Here is a 12,613-nt window from a genome sequence, read left to right as displayed (position 1 = left end):
TTATGGTTAAAATAAGACCATAAGTATTCGTAATACATACAATAATAGGTGCAATATAGTAAATTATTGAATAGTTTACTTAAATAAAGTATAATAGAAATAATTGGTTATGCGCGTGATTTGTAATATTCAATAGAATAAAATATGAAGCAATATAAGGAGAGTGATATGGTGTCTAAAAAAGCATCAAAACTAAAAATTATTCCACTAGGTGGATTATATGAAATCGGAAAGAATATTACTGTTATCGAGTATAATGATGAGATAATAGTAATTGATTGTGGACTTATTTTCCCTGAGGATGAAATGCTTGGAATAGATGTTGTTATACCTGATGTAACTTATCTATTAAAAAATCGTGATAAAGTAAAAGGTATTATCCTTACTCATGGACATGAGGATCACATAGGAGCGTTGCCGTATGTTTTGAAAAAGCTCAATGTACCAATCTATGGTACAAAGCTTACATTAGGTTTAGTTGAATATAAGTTTAAGGAGCATGATATAAAAAATGCTACTCTAAATGTTATTAAGCCTTCTCAGAACATAAAAATAGGTGAATTTAATCTTGAGTTTATCCGAACAAGTCATAGTATACCTGATTCAGTAGCTATAGCTATCCATACGCCTGTAGGAACTATAGTTCATACAGGTGACTTTAAGATAGACTACACTCCTATTAATGGTGAAGTTATGGATTTCCATAAATTTGCTGAATTAGGGAACAAAGGAGTACTAGTTCTATTAGCAGATAGCACAAATGTTGAAAGACCTGGTTATACTATGTCAGAAAGTACTGTTGGAGATACATTTAATGATATATTTATGACAGCTAAGCAGAGAATTATTGTAGCAACCTTTGCCTCTAATATCCATAGGGTTCAGCAAATCGTTAATGCAGCTTTATTGTTTAATAGAAAGGTTGTAGTGTCAGGTAGAAGTATGGTTAATGTAGTAAACGTAGCTACTGAGTTAGGCTACTTAAACATACCAGAAGGAACTTTAATTGATATTAATGATATGGGTAAATATCCTGATAATAAAATAGTAGTAATAACAACGGGAAGTCAGGGAGAGCCAATGTCTGCACTAGCTAGAATTGCATCTTCAGACCATAGAAAGATGGAACTGATGCCTGGTGATTTAGTTATTATATCTGCCACTCCTATACCAGGAAATGAAAAGACCGTGTCTAAAGTGATAAATCAGCTTTTCAAGAAAGGTGCAGATGTAATATATGAAGCTTTAGCCGATGTGCATGTATCAGGACATGCGTGTCAAGAAGAGTTAAAACTTATGCATAACCTATTAAAACCAAAATTTTTTATTCCTGTACATGGTGAATATCGACATTTAAAACAACATGCACAACTTGCACAAGATATTGGAATGCCAAAAGAGAATATTTTCATAGCTGAAAATGGCTGTAGTATTGAATTCACCAAGGATAGTGGGAATTTCGGACAATGTGTGCCTTCAGGTAACATCTTAGTAGATGGACTTGGAGTAGGAGACGTAGGAAATATTGTTTTAAGAGATAGAAAGCATCTTTCGGAAGATGGATTAATAGTAGTTGTTGTTACAATAAGTAAGCAAGATGGATTAGTGGTAGCTGGCCCGGATATAGTATCTAGAGGATTTGTTTATGTAAGAGAATCTGAAGACTTGATGGAAGAGGCTAGAAAAGTTGTAAGAGAAGTATTGGTTGAATGCGAGAAAAATAAAATAACTGATTGGGCAACATTAAAATCAAGCATAAAAGATGCTCTAAGGAATTTCTTATATGAGAAGATTAAAAGAAATCCTATGATATTGCCGATTATAATGGAAGTATAAAGTCGTAGAACTTCTACGACTTTATATTCTAAGTTATAAAGTAATAAGTTATACTTAATGAGCGGAGGATAAGGATGAATACAAGGTACTTAACAAAGGCTAGTGTAATAGCGGCTATATATGTAATTTTAGTTGTATTAGAGATTCCACTTGGTCAATTGGCATTTGGACCTGTCCAAGTTAGAATTGCTGAGGCATTGGTCTTACTTCCTTTAATTGAATCTGCAGCAATACCTGGTGTTTTTATTGGTTGCTTACTAGCGAATTTAGTTTTAACATTTACATCGGGATTTGGACTAATAGATGTTGTAGCTGGGAGTCTAGTTACATTAATATCAGCATATTTAACTAGCAAAATGCCTAACAAATGGCTTGGTATAATACCGCCAGTTATTTTAAATGGTCTAATTGTATCTATTTGGGTATCATACTTTATTAAAATACCATATTGGCCTACAGTAGCTGGAATAGCAGCTGGTGAATTAGTGGCAGTAGGTATTTTTGGTCATATAGTACTATACGCATATAAACGAATAAAATTAAAATCCAATATTTAATATAAAACAAAAGCTTTAAACAATTTAAAGCTTTTTGTTTTTACTAATAAATTGTAATCATAAATTAAAATAATAAAATGTTGGAATTTGTTATATATTTCTTGTAATAAAAAGATTAATTATTGTATAATTTAAGAAACGGTTTAAAAAGGGGGAAGTTTTATGACTCAAACCCTTCCTAACAATAATAAGAAAAATGGCAGGAAGAGATATAGAAGCATATTTATTATCATAGTGATTATCTTAGTCACTAGTGTGATAGGGATAAAATATTATATTAATGACCAACTAATGCCTGTTTCACATGAGAATATTGAAGAAAAATCTATTGAAATTCCAAAAGGAAGTTCAACTTCATCTATTGCTCAGCTTTTAAAACAAAATAACTTGATTAAAAATGAATATGTATTTAGGTTTGTTTCAAAAATGGAAGATAAAGAAGGAAGGTATAAAGCAGGCAAATATATTCTTTCTAGTGGAATGTCGCAGCGAGAGATAATGGACAAGTTAGTAGAAGGTGGTATTAGCAAAGACACTATTATATTTACAATTCCAGAAGGTTTTGAACTAAAACAAATAGCTGATAGACTTGAAAAAAAAGGAATTATAGATAAAGAAAGGTTTTTAGAACTATGCTCAAAGGCTTCTAATTTTTCTTCTGAATATGATTTCTTAAAGGAAGTTCCCTCAGATCATTCTCTTGAAGGATACCTATATCCTGATACCTATGAAGTATATATCGATGTAAAAGAAGAAGATGTAATTAGAAAAATGTTAAATAAATTTGAAAGCATATACACTGATGATATAAGAAATAAAGCTTATGGTTTAAACATGGACATTAATCACGTGATTACTCTTGCATCAATTATAGAAAGAGAAGGAATGGTTGATGAGGAGAGAGCTTTAATATCTGGTGTGTTTCATAACAGAATTAAAAAGGGTCAGAAACTAGAATCCTGTGCAACTGTTCAATATATACTAGGGGAAAGAAAAGAAAACTTAACCGAAAGTGATACTAGAATTAAGTCAGAATATAATACGTACTTACACAAAGGGTTGCCCCCAGGACCAATAGCTTCTCCTGGAGTTAAGTCAATACAAGCTGCGGTTGATCCAGAGGATACTGATTATTTGTTTTTTGTTGCAAATGGGGACGGGACGCATACATTTACCAGGACGTATCAAGAGCATTTGAATGCTAAGAATAAAATCAGGAATTAGAATTTAAGCTATGCATTAAGGTTAAAATAATACGTGGGGGGATGAACCACGTATTATTTATGCACTGAGTCATGATAAGGAGAGATTTGTATTGAGTAATATTACTGAACCATATATAGAAGATTATATTAGAAAAGTAATACCTGAAAGACAAGGTCATTTATTAGAAATGGAGGAATATGCGTTGCAAAACCATGTTCCAATAGTTCACCCTGAGGTAGCTCAATTTCTAAAAGTACTAATTAACATAAAAAAGCCTAAAAAAATATTGGAAATTGGAACAGCTATAGGCTATTCAGCGAGTTTAATGGCTAAAGCCATGGAAGAAAATGGCCAGATATTAACTATTGAACGTCGTGAAGATATGATAAATATAGCTCAGGAAAATATTGAAAAGAATGGACTATCTGAAAGAATAAAAATAGTTCGAGGAGACGCAGAAGAGATACTGCCAGATATTAAAGATAGCTTTGACTTTATATTTTTAGATGCTGCAAAAGGTAAATACTTAGAGTTTTTTTCCTATTGTATAGGCAATCTAGCTGATAATGGCATAATTGTATCTGACAATGTTCTTTTTAAGGGAATGGTAGCAAGTGATGATTTAGTAATTCGACGTAAGAAAACTATTGTGAAAAGAATGAGAGAATACTTAGACTATATTTGCAATAACGAAAGTTTCGAATCATGCATTATACCAATTGGGGATGGTGTTGCACTAACATATAAGAAGGAGGTAGTAAAGTAATGAATAGACCAGAACTATTAGCACCAGCAGGAGACCTAGAAAAATTGAAGATGGCTATAACATATGGAGCAGATGCTGTATATTTAGGTGGCGAAGAATTTGGATTAAGGGCAGCAGCTAAAAATTTTACTATAGAAGAAATAAACTTAGGCTTAGATTTTGCACACTCTAGAGGTAAGAAAGTGTACGTAACACTTAATATTATTCCACACAATGAAGATTTAACTGGCTTACCTGAATACCTAGAAAAGCTAGATAAAATTGGAGTAGATGCAGTAATAGTTTCAGATCCAGGAGTATTTTCAATAGTAAAAGATGTAATACCTGGCATGGAAATACACCTCAGTACTCAAGCTAATACTACTAACTATCCTACTGCGAATTTCTGGCATAAACAAGGAGTGAAAAGAATAGTTGTAGCAAGGGAGCTTTCACTTAATGAAATTAAAGAAATAATTGATAATACTTCTGATGAATTAGAAATAGAAGCGTTTGTTCATGGAGCAATGTGTATATCTTATTCAGGTAGATGTTTACTAAGCAACTATATGGTGCATAGAGATGCAAATAGAGGTGAGTGTGCTCAATCATGTAGATGGGAGTACTATCTTATGGAAGAAAAAAGACCTGGAGAATATTATCCAGTTTATGAAGATGAAAAAGGCACATATATATTCAACTCAAAAGATTTATGTATGTTACAGCATATACCTGAACTAATTGAGGCTGGAATAGCAAGCTTTAAGATTGAAGGAAGAATGAAAAGTCCTTATTATGTTGCGACAGTTATCAGATCTTATCGTATGGCAATAGATAAATATCTTGCCGACCCTAAAAATTATGTTTATAATGATAAATGGTTAGATGAAATAAAAAAAGCAAGCTATAGAGATTTTACAACAGGTTTTTATTTTGGAAAGCCTAGTGGTAATGAACAACTGTATACAAGTAGTTCATACATCAGAACTTATGATTTTGTTGGGTTAATACTTGACTATGATGTAGAAACTTCAATTGCAACTGTTGAACAAAGAAATAGAATTTTTCTAGGAGACGAAATAGAAGTTTTTGGACCTAATAAAGAGCATTTTACTCAAAAGGTTGAGAGAATGTGGGATGATAAAGGTAACGAAATAGAGGTAGCACCTCATGCTCAGCAAAAAATTAGGATCAAAATGAACAAACCTGTTGGCACTTGGGACATGATAAGAAAACCTAGAAAGGAATGATAATTTTGAACAGACCAATTTTAATCGGCATAACTGGGGGAACCGGTTCTGGTAAAAGTACAGTAGCACAAGAAATATTTTGCTCGCTACCAGAAAAAAATATTGTTATAATTGAACAGGACTCATATTATAAAGAACAGAGTCATTTATCCTTTGAGGATAGAATAAAGACAAACTATGATCATCCCTTTGCATTTGATAATGATTTACTTATTGAACACTTAAAAGCACTTATGTCTGGACAATCGATTAATAAACCAATTTATGATTTTGAAGTTCATAATAGAAGAAAAGAAACTGAAACAGTTTTTCCAAAGGATATAATAATCCTTGAGGGAATTCTATTACTTGATGATGAAAGAATCAGAGAGTTATTGGACATCAAGATATTTGTAGATACTGATTCAGATGTAAGAATAATCAGAAGAATAATAAGGGATATCAAAGAAAGAGGAAGAACATTAGACTCTATTATAGAACAATATTTGACTACTGTTAGACCAGCTCACATGCAATTCATAGAGCCGAGTAAAAAATATGCCGATATCATTATTCCTGAAGGCGGATATAACAAAGTTGCAATTGATTTGATGGTTACAAAGGTAAAATCAATTATTTCCATGAAAATTTAATAAAACTACAATTATACCTCCATTATAAGTTGGAAATAATCATATTAAAGACTTAGATGGGGGTTTTTCTATGAAAAGTTTTCAAGATAAAAAAATACTGAAAAGAGCTAATGTTTTTGTTTATATTTCTTTCCTTATTTTCATGCTGTTAATGATAAGGTTGTTTTGGATACAGATAGTTAAGAATAGTGAATATAGAGCTGCAGTACTAAAACAGCATGTAAAAGAAGTTAGAGTTGCACCACCTAGAGGAATTATTTTTGATAGAAATTTAGTAAGATTGACCAATAGAAAACATAATAAAGCATTATTGCTATTTAAAGATACAGTAAAAAACGATGAAAAAAGTCTAAAAGAGATAAAGGATTTGACAGGTTATACAGATTTAGAGCTTAAGAGAATATTAGATACAGCTGGAACAACTGCAGAGATTATGTTAGAAGAGAAAACTAGCTTAAATAAGATTTCAATTAATGGTGCTATTTTGATTGATAAAGAGAATAGGTATGATGAAAATAATATTTTGTCTCATGTTATTGGATATGTGAATGAAAGTGATAATATGGGCATAAGTGGAATTGAGAAAAGATATGATGATATATTCAAACAAGACAGTAAATATGGGTTATTGACTGTTGCTATTGATGGAAAACAAAGGTTGATCCCAGGCATGGATGTTTCAGAAGTATCAAAACAGAGGACTTCAAAGTCAAATAGTGTAAAACTTACTATAGATTATGAAATACAAAAAGCAGTTGAAAATATCCTAGATAAAGATGAAAAAAATGGAGCTGTTGTAGTAGCTGATGTCAGTAGTGGAGATATTATCGCTATGGCAAGCAGGCCTAATATAGATTTAACGAATGTAGATAATTACTTCGAGAGTAAAAAGATGGAACTATATAATAGAGCTACTGAACTATCTTACCCACCAGGTTCAATATTTAAAATTGTAGTTTTATTATCTGCACTTGAGAATAACATGATAAATGAGGATGAAAAGTTTGTATGTAATGGTTATGAAACTGTTGGGACTGTCACAATTGGATGCAATAAAGAAGAAGGTCATGGAGAGATTGATATTGAACAGGCTTTTTATGATTCATGTAACTCTGCATTTATTCAATTGGGGAAGAGAATTGGAGCAAAAAAGATTATTGAGACTGCTAAAAGGATAGGTTTTGGCTCAACAATAGAAATCGGATTACTAGAGGCTGAGGGCAATTTACCTAAGGACGATGAGCTGCTAGGCCCTGCTATAGGCAATATTTCCATTGGACAAGGCAATATAGAGACTACACCTATTCAAATTACAAACATGATGATGATTATTGTCAATGATGGCATTTGGAAAGATTTAAGTATTGTAGATAGCATTGTGACTGATCAAGGTAGACTAGTAAAGAAAATAAATAGAGAAGATAGTTATAGAGCTTTTCCTGAGAATATATGTAAAAGAATAAAGATATATTTAGAGGATGTTGTTGAAAAGGGAACTGCTAGAAACATTTCAATAGATGATATAGGTGGAGGTGCAGGTAAAACAGGATCAGCTCAGGCTATTTTGAACCAAAAAAAGACAGTACATGGTTGGTTTGCAGGATATTTTCCAAAGAAAGAACCGAAATATGTAGTGACAGTTTTTATGGAAGGAGGACATTCTGGTAGTAGATCTGCTGCACCTATATTTGAACAAATAGCAAAAATAATATACGACATTGAAAAGCATAAATAAATTTTATAATAAAGCAGAAAAGTACGTGCACACTTAATCTAGTTTTAACATATAATTAAGTATGAGGCATAATACAATGGAGGTGTATGCTTTAATGTTGTCTGCACTATTAGTTAACATAGGGTTTATCGCTAGGCCCTTTTTTCCGTTAATAGGTTATGTTTCTTGCAGCAATTCATTCCCGAAGCCTTTATCGCAAGAAGAGGAAGAATATTACCTTATGCTATATGAACAAGGAGATGAAGATGCAAAAAATATCTTAATCGAGAGAAACTTAAGACTAGTTGCTCATATTGTAAAGAAATACCATAATACTGGTAGAGAGCCAGATGATTTAATATCTATAGGAACAATTGGACTTATTAAAGCAATTTCAACTTTTGACAGATGTAAAGGAACTAGACTCGCTACTTATGCTGCTAGATGTATAGATAATGCTATCCTTAATCAACGGAAACATTTCTGCTACTTTTTTTTAGTAGCAGCTCCGAATAAAGAAATATCAACTTTTTCTCCGTCCCACACTACTTTATCAACAAGATTTTTTATTAAGCTTCTTTGCCCATGAATATCCAATGAATCAACTATATTAGTAAAAGTAGCGAGCATGTCTTTCATTAAGTCAAGGCCATCTTCTTTGTGTTGATTATTATCTGATTTCTCTCTTAATTCTAATAAGCGAGTTTTCATATTAGCATTCTGTTCATCTAGCGAATTAATTTGGTCAATAATATACTTCTCAGCACTTGTGTTTTGAGCTTGTGAAAGGCTCATGACTAGATTGCTAATTGATTGTTCATTATTTCTAATACTAGATTCAAGTATTTTTATTTCAGCTTTAATGCTATTTTGAGATGTTTCAATACTGACTTTGTCTTTTTTTATTTTTCCATAAAGATTTGATTCGACAGAAGCTAAGCTTTTAAGTTCTTTGATAATAAGTTTGTCAAGGTCATTTCCATTTACATTGTTGATATCACATTTCTGTTTTCTACTCTTTTCTTTGAGCTCACACATATAATAGTAAGCTTTTTCGCCATCTTTCTTAACTCTACCATACTTTGGGCGCATGTAACTTCCGCAGTCAGCACATCTTAATAGACCAGATAGTAGACATGATGCATTTTTAACTGATCTTATAGATCTTGATGAGTTTATATTAAGTAGCTTTTGAACATCAATCCAATTATCACTTGATATGATACCTTCATGAGCTCCAACAGCTATAATCCATTCAGAAGTATCTCTCATTTTATTAGCCTTACCTCTTCGCTGGAAAGTTTTATTATAAGCCATGATGCCATGATTTCCATCAAAATCAGATTCATCTGCATATATTTCATGGTTATTATTAGTAAAATAATCATATAGTTTTTTGTCAGCAGTAGCATAAACAGGATTGTTGAGAATGCATTTAATAGAGAAATTAGTAAAATTCAACCCGTTTTTTGTCTTGATATCATTTTGAATACAAAAAGTTTCGACTTTATTGAGTGATCTAAATTCTATAAATTTTTCATAGATTATTTTAACTATATCAAGTTCTTCTTTAATTGGTGAGAGTTTATAATACTTTCTTTGCTTACCTTTAGAATCAATAAATTCACACCGCTCGGAATTAAAACCTGTAGGGGTATTACCACCTAACCATCTACCAGTCTTAGCAAGCTGGAGCATATTATCACGAATACGCTCAGCTATAGTTTCTCTTTCAAGTTGAGCAAAAACACTTGCTATGTACATCATAGCTCTACCCATAGGAGTAGTAGTATCGAACTGTTCCCGAATTGATATAAAACTAATATTAGAGTCTTGGATCTCATCAATGAGTGAAGAGAAGTCAGTAATATTTCTGCTTATTCTATCTAATCTATAGCAAATAAGCGTATCAAATTTTTTGTCCTTTGCATCTTTGATCATTAACTGAAACTGCGGTCTATCTATATTACCTCCAGAGAAACCTTCATCTTCATAAACTTTTATATTATCTTCTGTAATACCAAAGTGCTTATATGCATATTCTTTGCATAGTTGGATTTGGTTTTCAACTGATTCACCTTTACCGGTAAATTTTGATTTTCTTGAATATATAGCAAATTTCATGAAACCACCTCAGTAAATAATATTGAGAAACTTAAAATAAGCCAGTAAACATACGATATTTATGATATAGGCTAATAGATGTTAGAGTCTTTAATCTTTACGAATACTTCTATAATAAATTTATTATAACATATAATTCTTTTGCTTTTTAGTGAGTAAATTTATAGATTTAGAAAGTATGGAAATATGCTCTTTTGGGATTTTTAAAAAAAGTGTATCTATAATATATTAAACGATGAAAACTAAATTAGTAGCTTTGTCAGAGTGTTAGAGAAAGGCTAAATAAGAACATTAATCTATAGATGTAAATAAGGAGGATGTTATTGAAGAACCTAAAAGAAGTATATGGTTTATAAAAAGGAGCTTTTAACATCAATATAGTTTAGTTGTTAATAAATTTTTTTGTCTTTTGAAGGATATAGTAAATGAGATACTTATGACAATACGTTCATCTAAAAAAACAAAATCAGAAGTATCATTACAAGATCCTATAGGAGTAGATAAAGAAGGCAATGAACTATCACTGATAGATATACTAGGAACTGAACCTGATGAGGTAATAGATGAAGTCGACCTCAAAATTCAAGTAAAAAAGCTATATGGAAAAATGAATAAAGTATTAAAGGATAGAGAACAGACAATCATTGAGCTAAGATATGGCTTAGCAAACGGTGGCTGTAAAACACAACGAGAGATAGCAAAGATGCTAGGAATATCTAGATCATACGTATCAAGAATAGAAAAAAGAGCAATAAAAAAGCTTAATAAAGCATTGAATGTAGATAATTAAATATATAGTTATAATAGTATTTTGAATTTTTTAAACTGTACTCTGTTTAGTCGATAGAGTACAGTTTAAATTTTTTAGTGCTTTTTATAAACAATATTTTACCAAAGTGTGGTATAATATGTAATTAGCAAAAGTCATCTATAAGCAGAAATTCACGAACCTTGGTTCGTAATTCCTTCTATATCGGAATAAAAAACGAACTTGGGTTCGGGAATGCAATAGTTGAACTAAACCGCTTAACAGCGGTGGCTGAAAAGCAAACAAACTACATATGAGTCGTGGGTATGAATGTTTCTTTTGATATTGATTGGCAATAATCACCAATGAGATATCAAAAGGATTGAGTACATGGAAGTAGCAGATATATTCAGTAAATATGGCGAAGCCTATAGAGAAAAATACAAGTTACCATTACATACCCTAAAAACTATGAGTGATATAGAATTTTGCCGTACAGATAAACTTGGCGGGCATATAGATAAATGTGACGAATGTGGACATATAAGAATTTCATATAATTCTTGTCGTAATAGACATTGTCCAAAGTGTCAAAGCCTTAATAAAGAAAGATGGCTAGAAGAAAGGAAAAAAGATTTATTGCCTATCCAATACTTTCATGTCGTATTTACCATACCAGATGAACTCAATCCACTAACACTTAGAAATAAAAAAGAAATATACTCAATACTATTTAAAGCTAGTTCAGAAACATTGATAGAGCTTTCAGAAGACATTAAATATTTAGGAGCTAATATAGGGTTTATATCAATTTTACATACATGGGGACAAAATCTTATGGATCATCCTCATATACACTGTATAGTAACAGGTGGAGGATTATCACCAGATGAAAAAAGATGGATAAGCTCAAAAAAAGATTTCTTCATACCAGTTAAGGTAATGTCTAGACTGTTTAGGGGCAAGTTTCTATATTATCTAAAAAAGTCATACTATAATAGCAAACTCAAATTTGATGGAATAATAAACGGGCTAGTAGTAAAGAAAGAATTTCAAAAGTTAATTGATAATCTTTATAAAAAAGAATGGGTAGTATATTCTAAGCCTCCGTTTAGAAGTGCTGAATATGTACTAGAGTATTTAGGTAGATACACTCATAAAGTAGCCATATCAAACCACAGAATTTTAAAGCTAGAAGATAACAAAGTTACATTTAAGTGGAGAGATTATAGAGATGATAATAAGAATAAGACTATGACTCTAGATGTATTTGAGTTTATACGCAGGTTTTTACTACATATATTACCTCGTGGATTTGTTAAGATAAGGCACTATGGAATATTAAGTAATAGAAATAGAGTAACTAAACTAAAAAAAAGCAAACAACTGCTTAAAGTATTTAAAAAGACAATGAATGCAAAAGACAAAGAAAGCTGGCAAGAATTAATTCTTAGATTAACTGGAGTTGATTACACCATATGTCCATGTTGTGGCAAAGGCAGTATGGTTAGAAACAAAAAGATTAATCCTAGATGTTATTCGCCGCCAGGCGTGAAGATGTCAGTAGCTTAATCTAAAATAGCGAAGTTTTAAAGGGGACAGGTCCTTAGGAGAAGTATGCATATTTTTAAGAAGAGCAAATGAAAATATAATAAATTACTGTAAGATTAAAGGAATAATACAAAAAATATCAAATATATTATTTAAACTATATAGAAGTTTCGAAAAAAACAAAAGATTTTTTCAAAAACAAAAGAAAATAGGGAAGATTGAAATCCCATAGTAAAGTGGTATGCGGCAT

General features: G+C 31.4%; 11 protein-coding genes. 10 read left to right on the top strand and 1 reads right to left on the bottom strand.

Features of this window, described 5'->3' with window-relative positions; translation table 11 throughout:
* Positions 1-168: 168 nt before the first annotated feature.
* The 8 genes from HNR33_RS17870 to HNR33_RS17835 all read left to right on the top strand — a co-directional run bounded on the left by HNR33_RS17870 (position 169) and on the right by HNR33_RS17835 (position 8,529).
* Positions 169-1,836 carry a ribonuclease J gene (locus tag HNR33_RS17870; protein ID WP_429086114.1) on the top strand — a complete coding sequence of 556 codons (1,668 nt, stop codon included), beginning with the start codon at positions 169-171 and terminating at the stop codon, positions 1,834-1,836.
* Positions 1,837-1,910: 74 nt separating this feature from the next.
* On the top strand, positions 1,911-2,393 hold the full coding sequence (locus HNR33_RS17865) for a QueT transporter family protein (protein ID WP_429085968.1): 483 nt from the start codon (positions 1,911-1,913) through the stop codon (positions 2,391-2,393).
* 162 nt (positions 2,394-2,555) lie between these two features.
* Entirely contained in the window at positions 2,556-3,617 is a 1,062-nt protein-coding gene (gene mltG, locus HNR33_RS17860; protein WP_429085965.1) for an endolytic transglycosylase MltG, read from the top strand.
* Between the two features lie 91 nt (positions 3,618-3,708).
* The gene (locus tag HNR33_RS17855; protein WP_429085962.1) at positions 3,709-4,365 is read left to right on the top strand and encodes an O-methyltransferase; all 657 of its coding nucleotides are present in this window, start codon (positions 3,709-3,711) and stop codon (positions 4,363-4,365) included.
* The gene (locus HNR33_RS17850; RefSeq protein WP_429085959.1) at positions 4,365-5,594 is read left to right on the top strand and encodes a peptidase U32 family protein; all 1,230 of its coding nucleotides are present in this window, start codon (positions 4,365-4,367) and stop codon (positions 5,592-5,594) included. Before HNR33_RS17855 ends, HNR33_RS17850 begins: the two co-directional genes overlap by 1 nt.
* Before the next feature lie 5 nt (positions 5,595-5,599).
* On the top strand, positions 5,600-6,226 hold the full coding sequence (udk, locus tag HNR33_RS17845) for a uridine kinase (protein WP_429085957.1): 627 nt from the start codon (positions 5,600-5,602) through the stop codon (positions 6,224-6,226).
* 70 nt (positions 6,227-6,296) lie between these two features.
* Complete coding sequence (locus HNR33_RS17840) at positions 6,297-7,961, top strand: peptidoglycan D,D-transpeptidase FtsI family protein (RefSeq protein ID WP_429085954.1); 1,665 nt, start codon at positions 6,297-6,299, stop codon at positions 7,959-7,961.
* Between the two features lie 76 nt (positions 7,962-8,037).
* Positions 8,038-8,529, top strand: a complete 492-nt coding sequence (locus tag HNR33_RS17835) for a sigma factor (RefSeq protein ID WP_429085951.1) — start codon at positions 8,038-8,040, stop codon at positions 8,527-8,529.
* Here HNR33_RS17835 and HNR33_RS17830 read toward each other — a convergent pair.
* Positions 8,427-10,064, bottom strand: a complete 1,638-nt coding sequence (locus HNR33_RS17830; protein WP_429085949.1) for a recombinase family protein — start codon at positions 10,062-10,064, stop codon at positions 8,427-8,429. The two genes, HNR33_RS17835 and HNR33_RS17830, sit on opposite strands and share 103 nt — an antisense overlap.
* Positions 10,065-10,473: 409 nt before the next feature.
* Here HNR33_RS17830 and HNR33_RS17825 point away from each other — a divergent pair, with 409 nt between their 5' ends.
* Positions 10,474-10,854 (top strand): sigma-70 family RNA polymerase sigma factor, encoded by a 381-nt coding sequence (locus HNR33_RS17825; RefSeq protein ID WP_429085947.1) that lies wholly within the window; start codon positions 10,474-10,476, stop codon positions 10,852-10,854.
* Between the two features lie 348 nt (positions 10,855-11,202).
* On the top strand, positions 11,203-12,384 hold the full coding sequence (locus HNR33_RS17820; RefSeq protein WP_429085945.1) for an IS91 family transposase: 1,182 nt from the start codon (positions 11,203-11,205) through the stop codon (positions 12,382-12,384).
* The last annotated feature ends 229 nt before the right edge of the window (positions 12,385-12,613 follow it).

Source organism: Brassicibacter mesophilus (assembly GCF_050433385.1).
In the GTDB taxonomy this organism is placed as follows: Bacteria; Bacillota; Clostridia; order Tissierellales; family Proteiniboraceae; genus Brassicibacter; species Brassicibacter mesophilus.
Note: the sequence above shows the minus strand (reverse complement) of the source record. Positions and strands in the feature narration are given on the sequence as shown.

Excerpts from the sequence above, each read along its gene's own strand:
- HNR33_RS17870 (WP_429086114.1), top strand. The coding sequence starts at position 169 with ATGGTGTCTAAAAAAGCATCAAAACTAAAAATTATTCCACTAGGTGGA.
- HNR33_RS17865 (WP_429085968.1), top strand. The coding sequence starts at position 1,911 with ATGAATACAAGGTACTTAACAAAGGCTAGTGTAATAGCGGCTATATAT.
- mltG (WP_429085965.1), top strand. The coding sequence starts at position 2,556 with ATGACTCAAACCCTTCCTAACAATAATAAGAAAAATGGCAGGAAGAGA.
- HNR33_RS17850 (WP_429085959.1), top strand. The coding sequence starts at position 4,365 with ATGAATAGACCAGAACTATTAGCACCAGCAGGAGACCTAGAAAAATTG.
- HNR33_RS17840 (WP_429085954.1), top strand. The coding sequence starts at position 6,297 with ATGAAAAGTTTTCAAGATAAAAAAATACTGAAAAGAGCTAATGTTTTT.
- HNR33_RS17835 (WP_429085951.1), top strand. The coding sequence starts at position 8,038 with ATGGAGGTGTATGCTTTAATGTTGTCTGCACTATTAGTTAACATAGGG.
- HNR33_RS17830 (WP_429085949.1), bottom strand. The coding sequence starts at position 10,064 with ATGAAATTTGCTATATATTCAAGAAAATCAAAATTTACCGGTAAAGGT.
- HNR33_RS17820 (WP_429085945.1), top strand. The coding sequence starts at position 11,203 with ATGGAAGTAGCAGATATATTCAGTAAATATGGCGAAGCCTATAGAGAA.